This window comes from Marivita sp. (assembly GCF_020055675.1).
Taxonomy (GTDB): Bacteria; Pseudomonadota; Alphaproteobacteria; order Rhodobacterales; family Rhodobacteraceae; genus Marivita.
Genome location: NZ_JAIPUS010000021.1, coordinates 22,566 through 46,621, shown reverse-complemented (window position 1 = coordinate 46,621; position 24,056 = coordinate 22,566). Strand labels below are relative to the sequence as shown.

The following is a 24,056-nucleotide window of genomic DNA, read 5'->3' as shown; positions in this document are numbered from 1 at the left end:
CTGATGGCGACACTGGTTCTTTCAGCAGCGGGGGCAGCGCTGGGCAGCAGCTTGGGCGGCTCGGTTCTTGGCTTGTCCATGACAGCGGTGGGACGGTTTGCGGGGGCGACGCTGGGCCGTGCCATCGACCAGCGTATCCTCGGGGCCGGAGGGCAGACCATCGAGACCGGGCGGCTTGACCGCTTGCGGCTGAGCACGGCGGGAGAAGGGCAACCGATCCCGCAGATTTATGGCCGCATGCGGGTTGGTGGGCATATCATCTGGGCGACTCAATTCACCGAAAAGACGTCGACATCGGGAGGTGGCAAGGGCGGTCAGCCCAAGATCCGGGAATATTCCTACTCGGTCAGTCTTGCGGTTGCCCTGTGCGAGGGCGATATCACCAGCGTGAACCGCGTGTGGGCGGATGGTGCGGAAGTGTCTGTTTTTGATTTGAACATGCGCGTGTATTCCGGCTCCGGGGATCAATTGCCGGATTCAAAGATGGAAGCGGTCGAAGGCGTTGGCGCGGTGCCTGCCTATCGCGGGACCGCCTATGTCGTTTTCGAGGACCTGGATCTGGAGCGCTTCGGCAATCGGGTGCCGCAGTTCAGCTTCGAGGTGACACGGCCTGTGCAGGACAATCCGGAAGATGTGCCGTTCAACCTTCGCGCGGTGGCGATGATCCCCGGCACCGGGGAATATTCGCTGGCGACGGAAGCAGTGTCTCTGGATAGTGGCGCGGGCAAGTCACAGGTCGTGAATGTCAACAGCCCCTCCGACAGGCCGGATTTCGTCACGTCATTGCGACACCTGCAAGACGAAGTGCCGGATTGCGGAGCGGCGTCATTGGTCGTGAGCTGGTTCGGGAGCGACCTGCGCTGCGGCTCCTGCGTGATCGAGCCGAAGGTCGAACAGACCGAGACCGACAGCACGGGGATGCCATGGCGGGTGAGTGGCTTGGACCGCGAGGACGCCGGGACCGTGCCGGTCGAAAACGGCCGGCCCGTCTACGGAGGAACGCCCTGTGACGCGTCGGTCGTGCAGGCGATCCGGGATATGACCTCCAAGGGTCTGGATGTGCTTTATTATCCGTTTATCCTGATGGAGCAGATGCCGGGGAATGATCTGCCGAACCCTTGGACCGGTGAGGGCGAACAACCCAAGCTGCCATGGCGTGGGCGGATCACGGCAAGCGTGGCGCCGGGACAAGCGGGCGATCTGACAGGCACCAGTGCGATCGACGCCGAAGTGGCGGCGTTCTTTGGCGCCGCGCAGGTGGACGATTTCACCATCGAGGACGGTGTTGTCCGATACGTGCCGGACACCCTTGATCCCGGTGTGCAGGACAACGGAGACACCGGGGAACCGGAGGTGCCGCAGGACTGGGGCTATCGACGGTTCATCCTGCACCAGGCCCATCTTTGCGCGCTGGCTGGCGATGTGACTGCGTTCTGCATCGGGTCCGAGATGCGCAGCCTTACGCAGTTGCGCGGCGCGTTGGGGTTTCCGGCGGTTGAGGCTCTGCGGGTTTTGGCTGCGGATTGCAGGGAAATTCTGGGGCCGGACGTCAAGATCGGATATGCCGCCGATTGGTCGGAGTATTTCGGTTATCACCCGCAGGATGGACGTGGTGACGTGTATTTTCATCTTGATCCGCTCTGGGCTGATCCGAATATCGATTTCATCGGGATCGACAATTACATGCGCCTGTCCGATTGGCGGGATGGAGAAGATCATGCCGATGCAGAGTGGGGGTCGATTTATGACCTCGATTATCTGCGCCAGAACATCGCCGGAGGAGAGGGGTACGATTGGTACTACCCGTCACCCGAGGCGCGCGATCTGCAGCAGCGCGAGGCGATCACAGATGGCGCGCATGGAGAGCCGTGGGTTTACCGCTACAAGGATATCCGCAACTGGTGGTCCCAGCCGCATCATGATCGGATCGGCGGTGTTCGGCAGACCGCCGCGACAGAGTGGGTCCCGGAATCGAAACCGATCTGGTTCACAGAGATCGGTTGTGCGGCCGTCGACAAGGCCACCAACGAGCCAAACAAGTTCCTGGACCCCAAAAGTTCTGAAAGCACGTTGCCGATGTATTCCAACGGATTGCGGGATGAATTGATCCAGCATCAGTATCTGCGCGCGATGCTAAGCTACTGGGGCGATCCAGCGCACAACCCTGTGTCCACTGTCTACGGTGATCCCATGATCGACATGGGTCGTGTGTTCGTCTGGGCCTGGGATGCACGGCCCTATCCGTGGTTTCCCAATGTGGAGGAGATGTGGTCGGACGGACCGAATTACCGGCGCGGGCATTGGATCAATGGGCGCGTGTCAGGGCGCACATTGGCGTCGGTGGTGGCCGAGATCTGTGAAAGATCGGGGCTGCACGATCATGACGTGAGCGCCTTGCACGGCTTTGTGCGCGGCTATCTGGCACCTGACGTTGCGGAGGCGCGGCGCGCATTGCAGCCCTTGATGATCGCCTACGGATTTGACGCGATCGAGCGGGATGGCGTTCTCGTGTTCCGGAACCGGGATGGCGCGCGTCCGGCAAATCTGAACATGGCGCAATTTGCCCGGCACGACGACTTGGGTGCAGATGTCGTACAGTCTCGCAGTTCGGACGCCGAAATGTCGGGCCGCGTGCGGCTCAACTTTGTGCAGGCCGATGGCGACTATCGGAACATCGCCGAAGAATCGGTCTTGCCGGACGAAGAGACACATGCGGTTGCCGAAAGCGAAGTCCCGATCCTTCTGACGCGGCCCGAAGGGCGACAGGCGGTGGAACGCTGGCTGAGCGAGGCGCGCGTGTCGCGTGACACGGTGCGATTTGCCCTGCCGCTGTCGCAGCAGGCGCTGGGCGCGGGTGATGTGATCCGGCTGCCCGGGGGGGCGGGCGACATGACCGTGCGCATCGACCGGGTAGAGCAAACGACACATCAATTGATTGACGCGGTCCGGATTGAGCCGGAGGTTTATCACCCGGCCGATTTTCCGGATGATCCAACCTCCGCGCAGAGGTTCCAGGCCAGCGGGCCGGTGCTGCCGCTCTTTCTTGATCTGCCGTTGATCCGGGGAGACGAGGTCCCCTATGCGCCGCATCTGGCCGTCACATCCGATCCGTGGCCAGGCGATGTGGCGCTTTATGATGCGGCAGAGGATGCTGGATATCGCCTGAACAAAGTGGTTCGGTCGGCCTCGACGGTGGGAGTGACGCTAAACGAGGTGTCTGTGGCACCATCGGGATTGGTGGATCTCGGGACGCAGATCGATGTTGCGTTGACAACAGGGACGCTGTCCTCGGTCTCGGACAGGGGTATCCTGAGCGGCGCCAATCTCGCGGCTCTCGGGACCGGAGCGCCCGGCGATTGGGAAGTGATCCAGTTCAAGACTGCGGAGCTGATCGGACGCGGGCAATGGCGGCTCAGTCATCTTTTGCGCGGACAGGCGGGTACGGATGCGATGACGCCGACGGTTTTGGCGGCGGGTGCTTATTTCGTGTTGCTCGATGGCACGCCGGGACAGATCGAGCTGCCTTTGGCCCTGCGCGGGCAGGCCCGGTCCTACCGGATCGGACCGGCAGACAAGCCATATGATCATGCCGCCTACAGGCAACAATTGCATGTTTTTGCGGGCAATGGATTGCGGCCCTATCGCCCGGTGCATCTGAAGGCGCGAACCGAGGGGAGTGATATCCGGCTATCGTGGATCAGGCGTGCCCGAATCGAAGGCGACGGCTGGGGCTTGCCCGATATCCCGCTGGGTGAAGCGCGCGAGGCGTATTACCTGCGCGTGAGGGTTGACGGTTCGCTGCGCCGGCAAGTCGAGATATCGGAGCCTGAGTGGATTTACACGCCGGCCATGCAGGCCGAAGACGGCTTTGCCGGAGACGGTGTCTTCGAGGTTGCGCAAGTGTCGGATCGCTTTGGCCCGGGCGCTTGGGCCCAAGTGGCGGTGACGGCATGACGCCGGTGATTTACAACGACGTTTTGGCGGCGGTGTCCGCGGTGTCTGGATCGCCGATTGAGGAGCAAGGACAGTTGGCTGCACGGCTTCTGGCAGAAGCCGATCTTGCCGAGCGGCATCGAAAGAGCCGGGGGCACGGACACCCGGTTTATGGCGATGGAAGCCTTCTGGCGGCGTCACTGCGATATTCGCGCCGTGCCGAAGCGTCGTTCCAGACAGGGGCCGGGCTTCGGGTCTGGATCACTGTGCTAGCGGCTTTGCTGGAGCGGCTGGATCACCCCGAGGCGCAGCTGATGCACCGGGTGACAGTAGGATCGAGTTCCAAACGCTTTGGGGAAATATCCTCGCCGCAGTCTTCGCAATAGCCGAATTCACCCTCTTCCAGACGCGCTATCGCGGCGCGCAATCCACGACGCTTCGCATCGCGTCTTGCTTGTGTGGCCTTGGCCATGGATTGGCTGAGCAACGCATCTTGCCGGGACAGGCGGCCAACCGCTTGCTGGTCGAGTGACACGACAGATTGCCCGTCGCGACCGAGCGAATCTTCGGCCTCCAATTCTTCAAGACGTGAAAGGATCACTTCGCGAAACCGGTGGGTCGTGGCTTCATTCAATTTCCTGATTCCTGTCATCACAGCTTTGCGTTTTCGACATGTGAGCCTATCTGCTATTGTTCAGATGTCAAAGGAGAGATGGCATGGCGGAAACACGCGCGAAACTCGCATCGGTCGACCCTGTCTGGGCCCGCATCGTCAAGGAGGCGGATGACGCCGTGGCACATGAGCCACTCTTGGGCGGGATGGTCCATTATTCGGTGCTGCACCACCCGAGCCTTGAACGGGCGATAAGTTATCGTATTTCGCTCAAGCTGGCGAATGGCGAGATGACGGAACAAATCTTGCGCGAAATTTGCGACGAGGCGTTTTCGTCCGATCCGGAGCTGGCGATAGCGGCGCGCGCCGACATCGTTGCGATTTATGAGCGGGATCCGGCGTGCCATCGGTTTTTGCAGCCGTTGTTGTTCTTCAAGGGGTTCCAAGCGGTGCAGTGCTATCGCCTTGCGAATTGGCTCTGGCGACAGGGACGTATGGATTTGGCTTACTTCGTGCAGATGCGCTGCTCGGAGGCGCTGGGTGTGGACATTCACCCGGCGGCAAAGATCGGGCAGGGGATCATGATCGACCACGCCCATTCCATCGTGATCGGCGAAACCGCGGTGGTCGGGGACAACGTGTCGATGTTGCACTCGGTGACGCTGGGCGGAACCGGCAAAGAGGAGGAAGACCGGCATCCGAAGATCGGAGACGGTGTCTTGATCGGCGCCGGGGCCAAGGTGCTGGGCAATATCCGAATTGGCAATTGCTCGCGGATCGCGGCGGGGTCCGTGGTTCTGGAAGAGGTGCCGCCCTGCAAGACCGTGGCCGGCGTGCCCGCGCGGATCGTGGGCGAGGCGGGCTGTCCGCAGCCGTCGATCAGCATGGACCAGATTTTGCGGTCTGGCGCCTGAGGTAAGTTAGGCGCTGCGTCGACGCAGCGCCGGTTTCGGTTGGCGGAAACAGCGGGGGCTCTGCCCCCGTCGCCCAAAGGGCGACTCCCCCGGGATATTTTTGAACCAGAGAAGACTGGGTCAGGCGAGCATTGCCATCGGGTTTTCGAGGTTGTCGACGATGGCTTGGAAGAGCTGTGCACCCAGGGCGCCATCGATCACACGGTGATCCACCGAGAGCGTCATCGACATCATCGTCGCCACGGTGAGTGTGCCATCGCTGGCGACCACCGGTTTCTTGATCCCCGCTCCCACCGCAAGGATTGCGCCATGCGGCGGGTTGATCACCGCGTCGAAATTTTCGATCCCGAACATGCCGAGATTGGAGATGGCAAAGCTGCCGCCCTGATAGTCATGGGGTGCAAGCTTGCGGGCGCGGGCGCGGGCGGCGAGGTCTTTCATCTCGGAGGAGAGGGCAGACAAGGATTTCTGGTGCGCGTCTTTCAGCACCGGCGTGAAGAGCCCACCTTCGATGGCGACGGCAACGGCCACGTCGGAAGGCTGGAGTTGCAGGATGCGGTCGCCGGCCCAGACGGCGTTGGCGGCAGGCACCTCTTGCAGGGCCAGGGCACAGGCCTTGATGATGAAATCATTGATGCTGAGTTTGATGTCGCGCTTTTCGAGCCGCGCGTTCAGCTGCGATCGGAAGGTCACAAGCGGGTCGAGCATGACGGACCGGCGCAGGTAGAAATGCGGGATTGTCTGCTTGGCTTCGGTCAGGCGCGCGGCGACGGTCTTGCGCATGCCATCGAGCGGCACTTCGGTATAGCTGCGGCCTTCGTACATCTTGGCCACGGCGCTGGCATCGACCGGCTTTGGCGCGGCTGTCGCACCCGCGGCAGCCGGTGCGCGGTCTGAAGCGCTGGCTTGTGCCGGAGTGTTTTCAAGGTCTGCTTTGACGATGCGTCCGCGCGGGCCGGAACCTTTGATCTTGCCGAGGTCCAGGCCCATGTCGGCGGCGATCCGGCGGGCGAGGGGGGAGGCGAAGATGCGGTCACCGGATGCGCCCCCAGACTGAGGTTCGGGCGCGTCGCCGCGCCCGTAGCCTTGTGACGGGGCGGTGGACGCGGACGGCTCGGCCGGGGCGACATGGCTCGAGGCCGGGTCCTCTTTCGGGGTGGCGGGCGCATCCAGGTCATCGGCGCTTTCACCGTCTTCAAGCAGCATGGCGATGGGTGTGTTCACCTTCACAGCAGTCGTGCCTTCGGTGACCAGCAGCTTGCCAATCACGCCGTCATCCACGGCTTCGAATTCCATCGTCGCCTTGTCGGTCTCGATCTCGGCGATGATATCGCCTGATGACACCGTTTCGCCCTCCTTGACCATCCATTTCGCCAGCGTGCCCTCTTCCATCGTGGGCGACAGGGCGGGCATGAGGATCTCTATGGGCATGTCAGCTCTCCTCGATCAGGGCGATGAGGTCGTCGGGGGCTTTCGGCGTCGCGCCCGTCTTGGCGATCCGACGCGGCGCGCACGACATCGCGGGTGCGGATGGCGAGATCACTGGTCATACGTAGCAGACCTTCTGTGCGGCGGCGACCACTTCGGCGGTGGTCACCAATGCGTGTTTTTCGAGATTGGCCGCGTAGGGCATCGGCACGTCCTTGCCGGTGAGATTGAGAACCGGCGCATCCAGCCAATCGAAAGCACGTTCCATGATGACGGCGGACAGGTGGTTGCCGATGGCACCGACGGGCCAACCTTCTTCGACCGTGATGCAGCGATTGGTTTTCCGAACCGAGCCGAGCACGGTGTCGTAGTCGATGGGGCGCAGCGTGCGCAGGTCGATCACCTCGGCCTCGATCCCCTCGTCCGCCAATTTCCCGGCCGCGTCCATCGCGTAGGTCATGCCGATGCCGAAACTGACGATGGTGACGTCCGACCCTTCGCGCCAGATACGGGCGCGGCCGAAGGGCACGGTGTAATCCTCGGTCTCCGGCACCTCGAAAGACTTGCCATAAAGAATTTCGTTCTCGAGAAAGATAACCGGGTTGGGATCGCGGATCGCGGTCTTGAGCAGGCCCTTGGCGTCCGAGGCGGAATAGGGCATCGCCACCTTGAGACCGGGGATGTGGCTGTACCACGCGGCGTAGTCTTGCGAATGCTGCGCTGCAACCCGGGCGGCGGCGCCGTTGGGGCCGCGAAACACCATTGCCGCACCCATCTGGCCACCCGACATGTAGAGCGTCTTTGCTGCAGAATTGATAATCTGATCAATGGCCTGCATGGCAAAGTTGAAAGTCATGAATTCCACGATGGGCCGCAATCCGCCGAAGGCCGCGCCGACCGCGATGCCGGTGAAACCGTGTTCGGTGATCGGCGTGTCCATCACCCGCCGCGCGCCGAATTCATCGAGCAATCCCTGGCTGATCTTGTAGGCGCCCTGGTATTCGCCGACCTCTTCTCCCATCAGGAACACGTCGGCATCGCGGCGCATTTCCTCGGCCATTGCGTCGCGCAGGGCTTCGCGCACGGTCATCTGGCGTGTCTTGGTCCCGTCTGGCCAGGGCGGCTCGGCTTTGGAGATGACATGCGCGGGATCGGGATGGTCCATTCCGGAGGCAGGTTGGTCCTCGGAGCTTTGCGCCTTGTCCCTGGCCACCAATTGCTGCGGTGGCGCGGTTCGGTCCGCCTCGGCGACACGTTCGCCATCCTCGACCAGCAGGGCGATCGGTGTGTTCACACGCACCGCTTCGGTGCCTTCGGGGACGAGGATCTTGCCGACGATGCCTTCATCGACTGCTTCGAATTCCATCGTTGCCTTGTCGGTTTCGATTTCGGCCATGATATCTCCCGAGGAGACGGTATCGCCTTCCTTGACCAGCCACTTGGCCAGGGTGCCTTCTTCCATCGTGGGCGACAGGGCCGGCATGAGAACTTCTGTCGCCATCACACGGCCTCTTCTTCGGCAAGGATATCGGTCCACAATTCGTCCAGCGCCGGTTCGGGGCTTTGCTTGGCGAACTCTGCGCTGGCGTTGACAATGCCCTTGATCTCCTTGTCGATCGCCTTGAGATCATCTTCGGTGGCGTGTTTGCCCTCCAACAGCAGCTCGCGCACATGATCGATGCAGTCGCGTTCCTCGCGCATCTTCTGGACCTCTTCGCGGGTGCGGTACTTGGCCGGGTCGGACATGGAATGGCCGCGATAGCGGTAGGTCTTGACCTCGAGGATATAGGGTCCCTTACCCGAGCGGCAGTGTTTGACCGCCTTGTCGCCCGCCGCCTTCACGGCGAGAACGTCCATGCCATCGACCGCTTCACCGGGGATATTGAACGCCGCGCCGCGTGTGTGCAAATCGGGCGTCGAGGTGGAGCGCTGCATCGCCGTTCCCATGGCGTATTGATTGTTCTCGATGACGAAAATCACCGGCAGGGCCCAGAGCGCGGCCATGTTGAATGTCTCGTAGACCTGGCCCTGGTTTGCCGCGCCATCGCCGAAATAGGTAAAGGTCACGCGGTCGTTGCCCCTGTATTTGTCGGAAAAGGCAAGACCCGCGCCCAAAGGCACATTGGCGCCGACGATGCCGTGACCGCCATAAAAGTCCTTTTCCTCGGAGAACATGTGCATCGATCCGCCCTTGCCCTTGGAATAGCCATCGATCCGGCCGGTGAGTTCGGCCATGACACCTTTCGGGTCCATCCCGCAGGCCAGCATGTGACCGTGATCGCGGTAGGTGGTGATCCGCTTGTCGCCGTCCTCGGCGGCGGCTTCCAGCCCGGTGACTACCGCTTCCTGGCCGATATAAAGGTGACAAAAACCGCCGATAAGGCCCATGCCGTAAAGCTGGCCGGCCTTTTCCTCGAACCGGCGGATCAAGAGCATGTTGCGATAATGGGCCGTCAGGTCTTCGGCCGAGGCGTTGACACCGCTGGCTGTCTTGGTTGGTGGTTTCCGTGCCGCCATCGGTGCCTCCGTGCAGAAATGTTCAGCATTCAACGGTTTGCCAGAGCGTATGACCTTCGCTTCGCAAATGGCAAGAGCTCAGGTGCTGGAAACGCCCGGTCAAGTCCCGAATCAAAGCCAAGCTGCGCGCGGCGGGCCCGTGGCAGGGCGTGAGCCCCATTGTGGCAAGCAAGGCGAAACAATGGTGCGGCCCCCTGCGTTTTATACCTGTGGCCACGACAATCATGGCCGAAATCGGGCAGATTTAATCGAAATTACAGACATCATGGTTGAAATGTGGAGAAATTGAGGCCGCTGCCGAGCAAGGACCACAGTCATGCCAGAAATCGCCGCATTTGGATTCATGGGACCGCAAGCCTCGCAAGGCTTGTTCGGTGCCAATGTCCTGGCCACGCGATCGACGCTGGAACAGGGCGGCGATTATGATCGCCTGATCGAGGAACTGGGCGTCGGGTCTTTCCGCTATCCGGGGGGCTCGCTGACGGAACGGTATTTCGACATTGCCAACCCCAACGCGTCTGTCGTGGCGGATCGCGACACGGGCGAGCTGCGGGATTTCATCCCGATGAACGAAGCGCTGTCTTATGCCGGGCAAGAAGATTTGGGCGTGACGGTCGTGATCCCGACCCGCAATCTGCTGTCGGAGGACACGGACGCCAATGGCGACAGGTTCAGCGCAATCGACGAACCCGTGTTGCGCGATTTTGTGCGCGACGTGTTGTCCGGTGTTCATGGCGATGCCCGGATTGACGGCTTCGAACTGGGCAATGAATATTGGGGCGCGGGCCAGATGTCGTCGATCGAATATGGCCGCCTCGCCAGCGAGATGGCCTTGATCGTCAATGACGAACTCGACCTTGCGGGCTCCGATGCCGAGATCATCGTGCAGTCTGGCACCAATTTCAATTTTGCACGGATGTCCGACGACTACCCCGAGGACATGAGCAGTGCCGACATCCTCGCCGACCTGAACGAGACCTATGGCCTGGCGCTGGATGAAAGCAGCGTTTTCAGCTCCGGTCAGGTCAGCTGGACCAATGTGGCGAACGAAATGATCCTGTCCGAGTTCGATACGGCGGATGAGCAACATTCCGTCGATCAGGTGGCGGTGCATGTCTATTCCCGAGGCCAGGTCAACGAAAGCCAGCGCAGTTTCTTGCTCAACGACACGGACGAGACATGGGGCGAACAAATCCCCGATGCGCAGATCGCGGTGACCGAATGGAACACGGCGGGCAATACCGGTGCGCTCGACCGGGGGACCGATTACGGGCTCTTCCAGTCGCATGAAATGCTCAACGTCATGGAAGAGTTCCTGCGCTATGACGTCGAGCAAGCCCATGTCTGGCCGTTGATCCAGAATACGCCAAACACGCTGAGCGTGGATGACGGGCAGGCCGATCTGTCGCCGGCCGGGGCCATGTTCAACATGATGCAGGATACATTGCCCGGTAAACGGGTGATCGACCTGACACCCGAAAACGGCGCGGATACCGAGGTCGAGGAAGACGACCTGTCCGTGCACGGCTTTTGGGAACCGGACGAGCTTTTGTTCTACATGGCCGCCACAGGCGAGGACGGGGCCGACACCGGTGTCGATCTGTCGGACATGGTGTCGGATCCAGGCCGTGTGGAAATCTCGGTGCTGGGTGTCGCGGAGGGTGAGGATTCGGGATCGAGCGCATCGGCCTCGCGGGTGACAGACCTCGATCCGGAGGAGGTAATGGATGGCACGGCCGTTTCGGTGCAGCTTGGCCAGGGCGAGATCATGCAGGTGCGCATGTTCGGCTTTACCCCGTCGCAGGATTTTCAGGATGTCATATCCGAGCAGGCCCCGGAAACACTGCCCGACCCCTTGATTGAAGCCGCACCAGGCGACGCAGCGGCGGATACGGAGGGGGACAATGTCCTGGACTTTCCCACCGTTGCCGCCAGAGCATCGGACGCGGACGCGGTGGACGCCGAGGATGCGACGACAGAGGCGGCTGAGGATACAAGCGACGACAACGATATGGGCGGCCTGGTCGAATTATTGGCCGTGATTCCCATTCTCGGGCTCATGGCGATGTTCATGTAAGGTCGATAATGCCTTACCGCACCACGATTTCATCCGTGCGGATCACACCCAGCATATCGCGCGATCGCTCGTCCAGAAGATCAAGGTCCAGGTAATTGTCCGACAACCGGCGCGTCAGGTTTTCCATCCGCGAGACCTCGATTTCCAGCGCCCGCAGCTCGGTTTCGAGCTCGCGGGTTTCCACCATGATTTCCGCCCGCCGGAAAACGCCATAGTCACCTTGAACGGCGGCAAAGATGAAATACGCCCCGACACAGATAGCGCCCGCGAAAAACACGAGCCCCCCAAGGGCCGGTCTTGAAAAGTTCTGTGTCATCTCATGCCTCGAACCGCACCTCTTGCGCGGATGCGTGGTGCGAGAATGGCACATGGATTTGCCATATGAAAATCCCTTGACAGCTATTCCGCATCGATTGCGGAGAGATGCCTGAAAATTGTGTCTTTCAGGACTCTCTCCATGTTTGATCAGCTCAAGGCCGCAACGCCGCAACGCCGGGCAAGGTCTTGCCCTCCATCCATTCAAGGAAGGCGCCGCCGGCTGTGGAAATATAGGTAAAGCTGTCGGACGCCCCCGCCTTGTTCAGCGCAGACACCGTGTCGCCACCACCGGCGACAGAGACCAGCTTGCCCGACCGGCTCAATTCGGCGGCATAGGCGGCCGCCGCATTGGTCGCGGCGTCGAACGGGCTGATTTCAAACGCGCCCAGCGGGCCGTTCCAGATCAGCGTCCGGGCCCGGTCGAAGGTCTGGCAGATATGCGCCACGCTGTCCGGCCCGGCATCGAGAATCATCGCATCGGCGGGACAGTCCTCGGTTTTCACGATCTCGGACTCGGCGCCTTCCTTGAAGTCACGTGCCACGACCACGTCGCGCGGCAGCAGCAGCTCGCAGCCGGTCCGTGCCGCCTTGTCGGCGATCTCGCGCGCGGTATCGGCCAGATCATGCTCACACAGCGATTTGCCAACATCGATGCCCTGCGCGGCCAGAAAGGTGTTCGCCATGCCGCCGCCGATCACCAGCACATCGACCTTTTCGATCAGGTTGGACAGCAAATCCAGCTTGGTCGACACTTTCGCGCCGCCAACAACGGCCACCACGGGCCGGTCGGGATCGCCCAGGGCCGCCTCCAGCGCGCGCAGTTCGGCTTCCATCAGACGTCCGGCGCAAGACGGGAGCAGATGCGCGACACCGGTCGTCGACGCATGCGCGCGGTGCGCGGCCGAGAAGGCATCGTTGCAAAACACATCCCCCAGCGACGCAAGCGACTGCGCCATCCGCGGATCATTCGCCTCCTCCATTTCGGAGAAACGGGTGTTTTCCAACAGCACCACCGAATTGGCGGGCAGGCTGTCGATCTGGTCGCGCGACGGTGTCTCGATAAAGATCACATCCCGGCCAAGCGCCTCTTCCAACGCGGGCTGAACGTGTTTCAAGCTCAGGTCAGGGTCCGGTTTGCCCTTGGGCCGCCCGAAATGCGCCAGCAGGATCGGGGTGCCGCCCTTGTCCAGGATATCCGTGATCGTGGGAACGATACGGGTGATCCGGGTCGCATCGGTGACCACGCCATTTTCGACGGGTACATTGATATCCACCCGCGTCAGCACGCGTTTGCCAGCAAGATCCAGATCGTCGAGCGTTTTCCAGGCCATTTGCCCCTCCTGTTCAGATGCTGCTCCCTGATGGCGCCGCAGCCTGTCAAGGTCAATGCGGTCCTTGGCATTCGACGGGAGGCGCTTTAAGTCCGGTGACAAGATCGAATAGCGAAGGAGCGCGGCATGGCCGAGATCAAAGACCCGGAAAACACCATCCTGATGGAACTCAAGGATGGCACCGTGACCATCGAATTGTTGCCCGACGTGGCCCCGAAACACGCTGAGCGGATGAAGGAGCTGGCGCGCTCGGGCCAGTACGACAATGTCTGTTTCCACCGCGTGATCGACGGCTTCATGGCGCAGACCGGCGATGTCGAGCATGGCGACATGGAAGACGGCTTCAACATCCGCCGCGCCGGAACCGGCGGGTCGGATCTGCCGGACCTGCCTGCCGAGTTTTCCAAGCTGCCGCATGATCGCGGCACGCTCGGCGCGGCCCGGTCGCAGAATCCGAACTCGGCAAATTCGCAATTTTTCATCAGCTTCAAGGACAACCATTTCCTGAACGGGCAATACACGGTCTATGGACGTGTGATTGACGGGATGGAGCATGTGGACGCGATCACCCGCGGCGAGCCGCCGGCGACCCCGGACCGAATGATCTCGGTCAAGGTGGCGGCTGATGCGTAAATTTGCATGTCTCCTGACGCTCTGCGCGTCCCCGGCGCTGGCCACCGGCTTGCAAATCGAGGTGGCCGGCGACGCCAATGGCACCGTGACCATCGACCTGTTCGAAGATGTGGCCCCCCAACATGTCGAGCGGATCACCACGCTGGCCGACGAAGGTGCCTATGACGGTGTCGTCTTTCACCGGGTGATCAACGGTTTCATGGCGCAGACCGGCGATGTCGAGTTCGGCAAGATCGACGGCGGCGACATGAGCATGGCTGGACGTGGCGGCTCTGACCGCCCGGACCTGCCGGCCGAATTCTCGGACAGGCCGTTCGATCGCGGGATCGTCGGAATGGCACGATCGCAGAATCCCGATTCGGCGAATTCGCAGTTCTTCATCATGTTCCAGGAGGGGTATTTCCTGAACGGCGAATACACGGTTGTCGGTGCCGTCACCGAGGGCATGGACGTGGTGGATGCGATCAAGCGCGGCGAGGGCCGCAGCGGCGCCGTGGTCGGGCAACCCGATGTCATGACCGAGGTAACGGTCACGGAGTGATCCGAATGTGCGCGGCCCTTGCGGGCCGCGCACTGGTCAAGCTGCCGCCGCCATCGGGCGGCATCAGCGATTGGCGCGGATCACGATCCTCTGCCTTGGAGTTGGCGTTTCGCATCTTTGCAACGTTGAATTTGCATATTTGCAAAGAGAAGAAGCGGATATGGCGGCTCACAATCGCGTATGGGGGCTGTGCAGGTGGCCAGGGGTGGTGCAGGCTGAAACCAACCATGGAGGTTTCCGATGCGCCTGTACTCATTGCCGATCCTATTCTACATGCTTTTCGCCTCCGCCGCGCTGGCCAATCCGGAGCTCTGGCGCAATGAATGGCCGGACACGAATTTCCGGGACTCGAGTGTGCAAAACTGGTCCGAGATCCGGTCGGGCGGGCCACCCAAGGATGGCATCCCGGCCCTGAGTGATCCGGATTTCGTGCGCGCCTCGGGCAAGACCGGAATCGCGGCGTCGGAACCGGTGATCACGCTGGAGATGGGCGGCGCGACGGCGCGGGCCTATCCGATCCGGTACCTGACATGGCATGAGATCGTGAATGACACCATTGACGGTGTGCCGGTTGCGGTGACCTTCTGCCCGCTGTGCAATTCTGCGCTGACCTTCGATCGGCGAGCGGCGGGACGGACATTGACCTTTGGCGTCTCGGGCAAGCTGCGCCATTCGGACATGATCATGTATGATCACGAGACGGAGAGCTGGTGGCAACAGGCGATCGGCGAGGCGATCGTCGGCGATCTGAACGGGACCGAGTTACCGTTGCTGCCGAGTTGGATGGAAAGCTGGTCGGAGTTCAAAACGCGTCATCCCGACGGGTTGGTGATGGCGGAGCCGGGGTATGCCCGCGATTACGGCCGCAATCCCTATCGCGGGTATGACAGTTCGACCACGCCGTTCCTCTATTCCGGAGAGATGCCGCCGCATGGGGTGGATGCGCTTGCGCGGGTGATCCGCGTTGGAGAGCGCGCCTGGCCGATGGAGCGGTTGCGCAAGGCGGGTGAACTGCGGGAGGCCGGCGTGGTCATTACCTGGACGGCCGGGCAGGCATCGGCCCTCGATACGGCCAAGATCGGCGAGGGCCGCGATATCGGGTCCATCCGGGTGCGCGACGGGCGCGGGCGGGATCTGCCGCATGACCTGATGTTTGCTTTTGCCTATCACGCGTTCTGGCCGGACGGGACCTGGATGTTGGGCAACTGACGCGGCAGGCCGTGCAGGGTTCGGATCCATGTGCCGCCCGGACCGTGACGGAGGAGCGTTCCCTGTGCGCGGTTCATATCGCTCCTGGCTGTCCGGCCCCGTCAGCAGCCAGCGACCGCAGACGCTTTGCATTGCGGCAGCGGATTGGACAGCCTGTTCGGACCATGCGCCAGCCGGGTCATGGGTCGGGTGATTTTACTGGCAATCAGACCCGCAGCCGCTGCGCAGGCCCGGGGCGGGGCCTGTCGTTTCCTACAAGTCCAATTTCACGAGCGCGTGACGCTTTTTCCCGGCGCTGAGCTTGATCGGGCTGGACAGGGCGGAGGCATCAATCGTCATTCCGGGATCGGTCAGCGGCGCGTCGTCGATCCTTGCACCGCTTTCGGCGATCAGGCGCTTGGCCTCTTTGCCGGACTTTGCCAGCCCCGCCTTGACGATCAGTTGCACGATAGAAATGCCATTGCCGATCTCATCCCTCGTCAAGGCCACGGTGGGAAGGTCGTCGCCGACGCCGCCCTTTTCGAAGACTTCGCGGGCCGTGGCCTCTGCCGCTGCCGCCGCGTCTGCGCCATGGCACAGGGCCGTGACCTCATTGGCCAGCACGATCTTTGCCTCGTTGATCTCGGATCCGGCCAGCGCGCCAAGGCGGTCGCAGTCCTCGACCGGCAATTCGGTATAAAGTTTGAGGAACCGGCCGACATCGGCGTCCGTGGTGTTGCGCCAGAACTGCCAGAATTCGTAGGGGCTGAGCATATCCGAATTGAGCCAAATCGCGCCGCTGGCGGATTTGCCCATCTTGCCGCCATCGCTGGTGGTGAGCAGCGGCGAAGTCAGGCCGTAAATCTCGTGATCCAGCACGCGGCGGGTCAGGTCGATGCCATTGACGATATTGCCCCATTGGTCCGAACCGCCGAATTGCACCAGGCAGCCGTAGCGCCGGTTCAGTTCGAGGAAGTCGTAGGCCTGGAGAATCATGTAGTTGAATTCGAGGAAGGACAGCGATTGTTCACGGTCGAGCCTGGACCTCACCGATTCAAAAGACAGCATGCGGTTGACGCTGAAATGTCGCCCGATGTCGCGCAGGAAGTCGAGGTAATTCAACCCGTCCAGCCATTCGGCGTTGTTCAGCATCAGCGCGCCTGTCGGGCTATCATCGTAAGCGATGTACTTGGCGAAGACCTGCCTGATGCCATCGATATTGTCGTCGATCTTTCCCGGCGTCAGTAGCGGGCGTTCTTCCGCGCGAAAGCTGGGATCGCCCACCTTGGTGGTGCCGCCGCCCATCAGGGTGATCGGCCTGTGCCCGGTCTTTTGCAGCCAGCGCAGCATCATGATCTGGATCAGGCTGCCCACGTGCAGCGATTTTGCCGTGGCGTCAAAACCGATATAGCCCGGAACCACCCCGTTCATCAGCGCCGCGTCAAGGCCCTGGTAATCGGTGCAATCGGCCAGAAAGCCACGCTCCATCATGACGCGCATGAAGTCCGATTTGGGATGGTAGGTCATGGGGTTGCCTCGTTATAGATTGGTGGGGCAGCTATACGCAGAGCGGGGAAAAAGGTGAAGGGCAAGTTGGCAGATCCGATATGGGCCTTGGGTGCGATGTCGGGCACGTCTTTGGATGGGGTCGATGCGGCGTCTCTGCTCACCGATGGCGTTGCGATTTTCGAATTCGGCGCGTCCGGGTATCGTGGCTTTTCGCAGGAAGAGCAGGCAGTGCTGCATGCGGCGTTGGGCAAATGGCCGGGCGATGACCTTGCGGCGGCAAGGCAGATTGTGCACGCGGCGCATGCAGACGCCCTGGGCGCATTCGACTGTGACGTGGTCGGTTTCCACGGGCAAACGCTTGCCCATGAGCCAAAGGGGCGTGGCACGCATCAACTCGGAGACGGAGACGTGCTGGCCAGGGCATTGGGCCGCACGATTGTCTGGGATTTCCGATCGACGGATGTGGATATGGGCGGCGAAGGAGCGCCGCTGGCGCCCTTCTTTCACTGGGCCTGTGCCAAGTGGATCGGGGTCGAGGCCCCGGTGGCCTTTCTGAATCTTGGCGGCGTGGGCAATCTTACCTGGGTCGACCCGTCGACCCGGGCGCCGGAGACACCGGGCGCCTTGCTTGCGTTCGATACCGGACCCGCAAACGCGCCGATCAACGATCTCGTGAAGGCGCGTCGTGGGATGCCGTTCGACAAGGATGGCACGCTGGCGGCGCGCGGGCAGGTGGTTGACGGTGCGCTGGAGCTTTTCCTGGAAGACCGCTATTTCCGCAAGATGCCGCCAAAGTCATTGGACCGCAATGATTTCTCCCTCATGCTCGATCTTGTGCGTGAACTGGAAGACGCCGATGCAGCCGCGACGATGACCGCGATGGCAGCGGCGGCCGTGATGCAGGGAATGGAGCATTGCCCCGCGCCGCCGAATCGTCTTCTGGTGACCGGCGGCGGGCGGCGCAATCCGGTTCTGATGGCGATGCTCGACAGTGCGCTCGAGTGCCCGGTTGACCCTGTGGAGGCCGTCGGGCTGGACGGTGATATGCTGGAGGCGCAGGCCTTTGCCTATCTCGCAGTACGGGTGATGCGCGGTTTGCCGACTTCAGCTCCGGGGACCACGGGCGTGCGGGCGTCTGTCGGCGGTGGGCGGATATCGCGGGTGTGACCCAGAGGAGCGCCTGCGGCGCGCCGGGTGAGCTTGCTTGGTCTTCGACCCCGCAAGCCGCTTGGGGCTCTGCCCCAAGCCCCGGGATATTTTTGAAACAAAGAAGCAGGGTTTTGTTAACCCGTCGTCGTTAGTGTCACGACGCGGTACAGGCGGGGACGCCGATGGCCGTAAACGAAGAAGCCCCCTGCGATATCGCAGGGGGTTACCTGACGCGGTCTTTGTTTTCCAAATATCCCGGGGAGCGCGAGGGGCTGGCCCCTCGCTTGCGAAAGGGTCAGCCGCCTGTATGGCTCATGTGGCGCGAGACGCGGCCATCCACTGTTTGGCGCGAATAGTCAAAATCATGCCCTTTGGGTTTGCGCGTGATCGCATCCCGGATCGCCGCCTGCAGGGCGGCGTTGTCGTTCGGGTGATTGCGCAGCGCCGATCGCAGGTCGGCGTTGTCCTCCTGGCCCAGGCACATGAACAGCTCCCCGGTGCAGGTCAGGCGAACCCGGTTGCAGCTTTCGCAGAAATTATGGGTGAGCGGCGTGATGAATCCGATCTTCTGGCCGGTTTCCTCGATCCGCACATAGCGGGCGGGGCCACCGGTGCGGTCCGGCAGGTCGGTCAGGGTGTATGCCTTGCGCAATTCGTCGCGCAGCTCGCTCAATTTCCAGTATTGGCCCAGGCGGTCCTCGTTGCCGATATCGCCCATCGGCATCACCTCGATGAAGGTGAGGTCCATGTCGCGGTCGCTGCACCATTCGGTCAGCGTGAACAGCTCATCCTCGTTGAAGCCCTTGAGCGCAACCGCGTTGATCTTGACCCGCAGACCGGCTTTTTGTGCCGCGTCAATTCCCCGGATGACCTGTGGGAGGCGGCCCCAGCGCGTGATGTCGGCGAATTTTTTCTCGTCCAGCGTGTCGAGAGAGACGTTCACCCGGCGAACACCTGCTGCATGAAGATCATCTGCAAAGCGTTCGAGTTGCGATCCGTTGGTGGTGAGTGTCAGCTCGTTGAGAGCGCCGCTGTCGAGGTGCCGTGTCATCGACCGAAAGAACGTCATGATGTCCCGGCGCACCAGGGGCTCGCCACCGGTGATGCGCAGCTTTTCGACACCCATTTCCACGAAAGTGGAGCACATGCGGTCGAGCTCTTCCAAGGTCAGGAGCTCTTTCTTGGGCAGGAATGTCATGTTTTCCGACATGCAATACACGCAGCGAAAATCGCAACGGTCGGTTACGGAGACGCGCAGATAGGTGATCGCGCGGGCGAACGGGTCAATAAGCGGTTTCATACCAGTGAACCTAGTCTTTTGCCTCGGGTTGAGCAAGTATAGGTCCGTGGTGCGGTGCTGGACAAACGTCGGAGGTCGTCATGTTAAAAAGATTGGCAATCCTGGGGGCCTGCGTGGCGCTGTCCGGCTGTGGTGACATGATTGCATCGCCGCAATCGGCGCCGGCCGGCAGCGAAGGGACGACGCGTCCGCAATCGCGGCCCGCGGCCTTGACGACCAGCGACCGCCGACCGCCGGCCACCGCGCGCACGGCTGAAGCGTTCGACACCAGCACGGCCGCCGAGAAAGAGGCCGCGGCCGCCGGCGGTGACGAGGCCGCTGCCGCACGCGCGCTTGGGACGACAATCGTGTCACTGGGGGATCCGGCGCGGCCGGGCTTCTGGATCGAAACACCCCAGGTGTCCACGGCGGGACCGGGCCGGGTTGTTTTTCCGGACACCGGCAGGTCGGCCCAGGTCGAGCTGCTTCCGGTAGATCGGTCGGGCAGCCGATTGTCACTGGCGGCGATGCGATTGCTGGGTTTGCCCCTGACCGGGTTGACCGAGGTTCAGGTGTTTGTCGAAGGGTGACTCCGGGCTGTCATTCCACCGTGACGGATTTGGCGAGGTTGCGGGGCTGGTCGACGTCCGTCCCCTTGGCCACCGCCGCGTGATAGGCCAAAAGCTGTGCCGGCAGCGCGTAGAGCAGGGGCGCCAGCGTGGCAGGGACCTGGGGTAGAACGATCGTGCGCCAGACATCCGATCCGGCGGCTTCGGCCCCGGCGGAATCGGTCACGAGGCAGACCTTCCCGCCGCGCGCCATGACCTCTTGCATGTTCGACACCGTCTTTTCGAACAGCGCATCGCGCGGGGCCAAAACGATGACCGGCACGGCTTTGTCGATCAGGGCGATGGGGCCGTGCTTGAGTTCGCCCGACGCGTAACCTTCGGCGTGTATATAGCTAATTTCTTTCAGTTTCAGTGCGCCTTCAAGCGCGAGGGGGTACATCATGCCTCGGCCCAGGAAGAGCACGTCTCGCGCCTCGGCGATCTGGCGGGCGGCGTCTGCGATGGCCGGGTCGCGATCCAGGGTGATGTTGAAGAGACCGGGCAACGCGCGCAGCTGCGTCAGCTTCTCGGCGAGGACGTCAGCGCTCAGCAGTCCACGCTGCGACGCCGCGTGCAGGGCCAGCAGGAGCAAGGTGTTCAACTGGCACGTGAACGCCTTGGTCGAGGCAACGCCGATTTCGATCCCGGCATGGATCGGCAGCGCAACATCGCTTTCCCGCGCAATCGAACTTTCGCCGACATTGATAACGGACAGGATGCTGTCAGCCCTGCCTTTGCAATAGCGCAGCGCGGCGAGCGTGTCGGCTGTTTCGCCCGATTGAGAGACGAACAGGGCGGTGGTCGCGGGTGAAATGGGCGGTTCCCGGTAGCGGAACTCCGAGGCGATATCGACCTCCACCGGCAATCGCGCAATCTGTTCGAACCAGTATTTGGCGGTCAGGCAGGCATAGTAGGCTGTGCCGCAGGCCACCATGGTCATGCGCTGTACCTGCGTGAAATCGGGGAGCGTGTCGGGCAGATTGATCCCGTTGCCATCGAGATAGGCGCGCAGGGCGTCGGCCAGAACCGTCGGCTGCTCGGCGATTTCCTTGGCCATGAAATGCTTGTGTCCGGCCTTGTCGACCCGCGTGGCGGCGGTGTTGATCTTGCGGCTCTGGCGCGCGACGCGCTGTCCGGTCTCGTCAAGGATCTCGAACGTCCGGCGCGTGATGATCGCGCAGTCGCCTTCCTCGAGATAGGTGATCGTGTCGGTCAGCGGCGCCAGCGCGATCGCATCCGAACCGACAAACATCTCGCCGTCGCCATGACCGATGGCCAGCGGGCTGCCTTTGCGGGCGGCGACGATCAGATCGTCCTGGCCTTCGAATAGGAACGCCAGCGCGAAAGCGCCTTCCAGCCGTGCCAGACAGGCGCGGGCGGCGTCGACATGCGACAGGTCCTGCTGCAAGTAGTGATGAGCCAGAAGCGCGATGGTCTCGGTGTCCGTGTCGGTCTGCGCCACGATCTGGTGTTCGGCCAGTTCCGCGCGCAATTCCTTGAAATTCTCGATTATTCCATTGTGAACGACCGCGACGGGGCCGGATCGATGCGGATGCGCGTTGGTTGTGTTGGGCGCGCCATGCGTGGCCCAGCGGGTGTGACCGATGCCGGATTTGCCGGCGAGGGGATCGTGCACCAGCAGGTCGGACAGGTTGACCAGCTTGCCGACCGCGCGGCGGCGCTCCAGCTTGCCGTCATTGACGGTCGCGATACCGGCGCTGTCATAGCCGCGATATTCCAGCCGCCGCAGCGCGTCGACAAGGAAAGGGGCGGCTTCGTGCTGACCCAGGACACCGACAATTCCGCACATGACCTTATCCCTTTGATTTCTGATCTTTTCTGGCGCGCAGCATGGAAAAAAACTTGCGTGCAAAACCGTCCTTGTTGGTTTGCTTCGCCCGTCCGATTGCCATGGCGCCATCCGGCACATCCTTGGTGACAACCGTGCCAGTGGCGGTCATTGCTTCGGCGCCGACCGTGACAGGGGCGACAAGCATCGTGTTCGATCCGACAAAGCTGTCCGGCCCGATCGTCGTTCGGTGCTTCATCATGCCGTCATAATTGCAGGTGATCGTTCCCGCGCCGATATTGCTGCGGGCACCGATCTGGGCATCGCCGACATATGTCAGGTGGTTGACCTTGGCACCCTCGTCAATCGTGGCGTTCTTGATCTCGACGAAGTTGCCGACATGCACCTCCTCGGCCAGCTCTGCGCCGGGGCGCAGGCGGGCAAACGGCCCGACTGTCGCGCCGCGGCTGACGTGGGCCCCTTCAAGATGGCTGAATGCCCGGATCCGCGCGCCGGATTCGACCGTGACGCCGGGGGCGAAGACCACGTTCGGTTCGATTTGAGCGTCACGACCGATGGTGGTGTCAAAGGACAGGAACACCGTGTCGGGGGCCTGCATCTGCACGCCGTCCGTCATCAGTTCCAATCGCTTTCGGGTCTGGAACGCGGCCTCGGCCCTGGCAAGTTCGACGCGTGAATTGATGCCGAGCGTTTCAGCCTCGTCACAGGTGACGACGCTCGCGGTCAGGCCGCGGGCATTGGCGATGCCGACAATGTCGGTCAGGTAATATTCGCCCGACGCGTTGTCGTTTCCGATCGCATCGACAAGGCTGAAAACCGTGTCTGCACGGGCGCAGATCACTCCTGAATTGCAAAGCGTTGCCGCGCGATCTTCATCTGTTGCATCCTTGAATTCGACGATGCGGGACAGCGCGGCGCCCTCCATGATCAGGCGGCCATAACGACCCGGGTCAACCGACTCGAACCCCAGAACGACAACGTCGTGCGCGGCGCGCGCCGCGATCATGGCCCGGAGCGTTTCGGGCGTGATGAAGGGCGTGTCACCGTAAAGAACAACCACGTCCCCGTCGAACCCCTCCAACGCATCGCGTGCCTGCGCCACGGCGTGACCGGTGCCCAACTGCTCGTCTTGCCGGACAGCCACAGCGTCCGCGTCGAACGCCTGTGCAGCCGCCGCGACCCGGGCTGCCTCGTGGCCGGTGACAATGACGGTCCGGTCCGGCTCCAGGGACGCGGCCGAATGCATTGCGTGGTGCAGCAGCGGCGCGCCACCGATGCTGTGGAGGACTTTTGGAAGGTCCGAGTCCATTCGGGTGCCTTTGCCTGCCGCAAGGATCACCAAGGCGATGCTCATACAGTTTCTCTTTGTGTTTTGCCTTTCACCCTTTTATCCGTCTGGCGCAGTGCCGCAAGGCACCAGATTTCACACTAGATTGCGAGTTGTGACAAGGAGACGCGCCATGCGGACCGTGATATTCGACCTTGACGGCACCTTGGCCGACACCAGCGGCGATCTCATCGCGGCGGCCAATCACTGCTTTGAACGTATGGGTGTGGAGGCACGGCTCGACAGAGCGACCGATGCCGGCACCGCGTTGCGCGGCGGACGGGCGATGCTCACCCTGGGGCTGGAACGGTGTGGACGGTATTCCGCTGACATCGTAGACCAATGGTATACAGAGCTTCTGGGCGCCTATGGCGAGGCTCTGGACACGCATACCGTGCTTTACCCCGGCGTGATGGATGCGATCGAGGTCCTGAAATCAAACGGCATGGTGGTCGGCCTGTGCACCAACAAACCGCAAGGGCTTGCCGAAACCTTGATGACGCGGCTTGGTGTGCGAGACGCGTTCGGATCGTTGATCGGGGCTGACACCCTGCCGACCCGCAAGCCGGATGCCGCCCCCTACATCGCGGCCGTGGAACGGGCCGGGGGCCTCGTGCCACAAAGCTGCTTGATCGGCGATACCCAGACCGACCGCGACACCGCCCGCGCGGCTGGTGTGGCCTGTGTGCTGGTCGGTTTCGGACCCTCGGGTGACGATATGGCCGCGCTCGACCCCGACGCGATCATCCATCATTACAACGAGTTGCCAGCGGTCGCCACGCGGTTGTTGGGGGAAGGAACACGGCCTGTCGGCTCCGCGATGGGCGGGCGGTAAAGGCCGGCGCCATAACCCCGCCGGGCCTCCTACGCATTCAACGCAG

The 24,056-nt window shown here is 62.1% G+C and carries 20 protein-coding genes; 10 read left to right on the top strand and 10 right to left on the bottom strand.

Features of this window, described 5'->3' with window-relative positions; genetic code table 11:
- Nucleotides 1–3: 3 nt before the first annotated feature.
- Together LCF59_RS13140 and LCF59_RS13135 are read left to right on the top strand one after the other, a co-directional pair.
- Nucleotides 4–3,954 carry a glycoside hydrolase/phage tail family protein gene (locus tag LCF59_RS13140; RefSeq protein ID WP_292288066.1) on the top strand — a complete coding sequence of 1,317 codons (3,951 nt, stop codon included), beginning with the start codon at nt 4–6 and terminating at the stop codon, nt 3,952–3,954.
- Complete coding sequence (locus LCF59_RS13135) at nt 3,951–4,319, top strand: hypothetical protein (RefSeq protein ID WP_292288087.1); 369 nt, start codon at nt 3,951–3,953, stop codon at nt 4,317–4,319. Before LCF59_RS13140 ends, LCF59_RS13135 begins: the two co-directional genes overlap by 4 nt.
- Here LCF59_RS13135 and LCF59_RS13130 read toward each other — a convergent pair.
- Nucleotides 4,229–4,585, bottom strand: a complete 357-nt coding sequence (locus LCF59_RS13130; RefSeq protein WP_292288065.1) for a TraR/DksA C4-type zinc finger protein — start codon at nt 4,583–4,585, stop codon at nt 4,229–4,231. The genes LCF59_RS13135 and LCF59_RS13130 overlap by 91 nt on opposite strands.
- 65 nt (nt 4,586–4,650) lie before the next feature.
- On the opposite strand from LCF59_RS13130, the gene cysE reads away from it, so the two are divergent.
- Nucleotides 4,651–5,460: a serine O-acetyltransferase gene (gene cysE / locus LCF59_RS13125; RefSeq protein ID WP_292288064.1), complete on the top strand. Its 810-nt coding sequence runs from the start codon at nt 4,651–4,653 to the stop codon at nt 5,458–5,460.
- A 120-nt stretch (nt 5,461–5,580) separates the two neighbouring features.
- Here cysE and LCF59_RS13120 read toward each other — a convergent pair whose 3' ends face one another.
- The 3 genes from LCF59_RS13120 to pdhA all read right to left on the bottom strand — a co-directional run bounded on the left by LCF59_RS13120 (nt 5,581) and on the right by pdhA (nt 9,405).
- Nucleotides 5,581–6,891, bottom strand: coding sequence for a pyruvate dehydrogenase complex dihydrolipoamide acetyltransferase (locus LCF59_RS13120; protein WP_292288063.1), 1,311 nt, complete (start codon nt 6,889–6,891; stop codon nt 5,581–5,583).
- 115 nt (nt 6,892–7,006) lie between these two features.
- A complete protein-coding gene (locus LCF59_RS13115; RefSeq protein WP_292288062.1) occupies nt 7,007–8,389 on the bottom strand; it encodes a pyruvate dehydrogenase complex E1 component subunit beta in 1,383 nt (460 codons plus the stop codon).
- Nucleotides 8,389–9,405 (bottom strand): pyruvate dehydrogenase (acetyl-transferring) E1 component subunit alpha, encoded by a 1,017-nt coding sequence (gene pdhA, locus LCF59_RS13110; protein ID WP_292288061.1) that lies wholly within the window; start codon nt 9,403–9,405, stop codon nt 8,389–8,391. Before pdhA ends, LCF59_RS13115 begins: the two co-directional genes overlap by 1 nt.
- A 316-nt stretch (nt 9,406–9,721) precedes the next feature.
- Between pdhA and LCF59_RS13105 the strand changes: the two genes are divergently transcribed.
- The gene (locus LCF59_RS13105; RefSeq protein WP_292288060.1) at nt 9,722–11,482 is read left to right on the top strand and encodes a hypothetical protein; all 1,761 of its coding nucleotides are present in this window, start codon (nt 9,722–9,724) and stop codon (nt 11,480–11,482) included.
- Between the two features lie 13 nt (nt 11,483–11,495).
- Here LCF59_RS13105 and LCF59_RS13100 read toward each other — a convergent pair whose 3' ends face one another.
- Entirely contained in the window at nt 11,496–11,798 is a 303-nt protein-coding gene (locus LCF59_RS13100) for a septum formation initiator family protein (protein WP_292288059.1), read from the bottom strand.
- A gap of 154 nt (nt 11,799–11,952) precedes the next feature.
- Nucleotides 11,953–13,131, bottom strand: a complete 1,179-nt coding sequence (gene pgk, locus LCF59_RS13095; RefSeq protein WP_292288058.1) for a phosphoglycerate kinase — start codon at nt 13,129–13,131, stop codon at nt 11,953–11,955.
- Nucleotides 13,132–13,257: 126 nt separating this feature from the next.
- Here pgk and LCF59_RS13090 point away from each other — a divergent pair, with 126 nt between their 5' ends.
- The 3 genes from LCF59_RS13090 (at nt 13,258) to LCF59_RS13080 (ending at nt 15,514) form a co-directional block, all read left to right on the top strand.
- Nucleotides 13,258–13,764, top strand: coding sequence for a peptidylprolyl isomerase (locus LCF59_RS13090; protein WP_292288057.1), 507 nt, complete (start codon nt 13,258–13,260; stop codon nt 13,762–13,764).
- On the top strand, nt 13,757–14,305 hold the full coding sequence (locus LCF59_RS13085; protein WP_292288056.1) for a peptidylprolyl isomerase: 549 nt from the start codon (nt 13,757–13,759) through the stop codon (nt 14,303–14,305). Before LCF59_RS13090 ends, LCF59_RS13085 begins: the two co-directional genes overlap by 8 nt.
- Nucleotides 14,306–14,545: 240 nt before the next feature.
- Entirely contained in the window at nt 14,546–15,514 is a 969-nt protein-coding gene (locus LCF59_RS13080) for a DUF3179 domain-containing protein (RefSeq protein WP_292288055.1), read from the top strand.
- A 252-nt stretch (nt 15,515–15,766) separates the two neighbouring features.
- On the opposite strand, the gene tyrS is transcribed toward LCF59_RS13080, so the two are convergent.
- The gene (gene tyrS / locus LCF59_RS13075) at nt 15,767–17,020 is read right to left on the bottom strand and encodes a tyrosine--tRNA ligase (protein ID WP_292288054.1); all 1,254 of its coding nucleotides are present in this window, start codon (nt 17,018–17,020) and stop codon (nt 15,767–15,769) included.
- Nucleotides 17,021–17,086: 66 nt separating this feature from the next.
- Here tyrS and LCF59_RS13070 point away from each other — a divergent pair, with 66 nt between their 5' ends.
- The gene (locus LCF59_RS13070; RefSeq protein ID WP_292288053.1) at nt 17,087–18,169 is read left to right on the top strand and encodes an anhydro-N-acetylmuramic acid kinase; all 1,083 of its coding nucleotides are present in this window, start codon (nt 17,087–17,089) and stop codon (nt 18,167–18,169) included.
- 277 nt (nt 18,170–18,446) lie between these two features.
- On the opposite strand, the gene moaA is transcribed toward LCF59_RS13070, so the two are convergent.
- A complete protein-coding gene (moaA, locus tag LCF59_RS13065) occupies nt 18,447–19,451 on the bottom strand; it encodes a GTP 3',8-cyclase MoaA (protein ID WP_292288052.1) in 1,005 nt (334 codons plus the stop codon).
- A gap of 80 nt (nt 19,452–19,531) precedes the next feature.
- On the opposite strand from moaA, the gene LCF59_RS13060 reads away from it, so the two are divergent.
- On the top strand, nt 19,532–20,020 hold the full coding sequence (locus LCF59_RS13060; protein ID WP_292288051.1) for a hypothetical protein: 489 nt from the start codon (nt 19,532–19,534) through the stop codon (nt 20,018–20,020).
- A gap of 10 nt (nt 20,021–20,030) precedes the next feature.
- Here LCF59_RS13060 and glmS read toward each other — a convergent pair whose 3' ends face one another.
- The gene (gene glmS / locus LCF59_RS13055; protein WP_292288050.1) at nt 20,031–21,848 is read right to left on the bottom strand and encodes a glutamine--fructose-6-phosphate transaminase (isomerizing); all 1,818 of its coding nucleotides are present in this window, start codon (nt 21,846–21,848) and stop codon (nt 20,031–20,033) included.
- 4 nt (nt 21,849–21,852) lie between these two features.
- Nucleotides 21,853–23,202, bottom strand: a complete 1,350-nt coding sequence (glmU, locus tag LCF59_RS13050) for a bifunctional UDP-N-acetylglucosamine diphosphorylase/glucosamine-1-phosphate N-acetyltransferase GlmU (protein WP_292288049.1) — start codon at nt 23,200–23,202, stop codon at nt 21,853–21,855.
- 106 nt (nt 23,203–23,308) lie between these two features.
- Here glmU and LCF59_RS13045 point away from each other — a divergent pair, with 106 nt between their 5' ends.
- On the top strand, nt 23,309–24,010 hold the full coding sequence (locus tag LCF59_RS13045; RefSeq protein ID WP_292288048.1) for an HAD-IA family hydrolase: 702 nt from the start codon (nt 23,309–23,311) through the stop codon (nt 24,008–24,010).
- Nucleotides 24,011–24,056 lie beyond the last annotated feature (46 nt).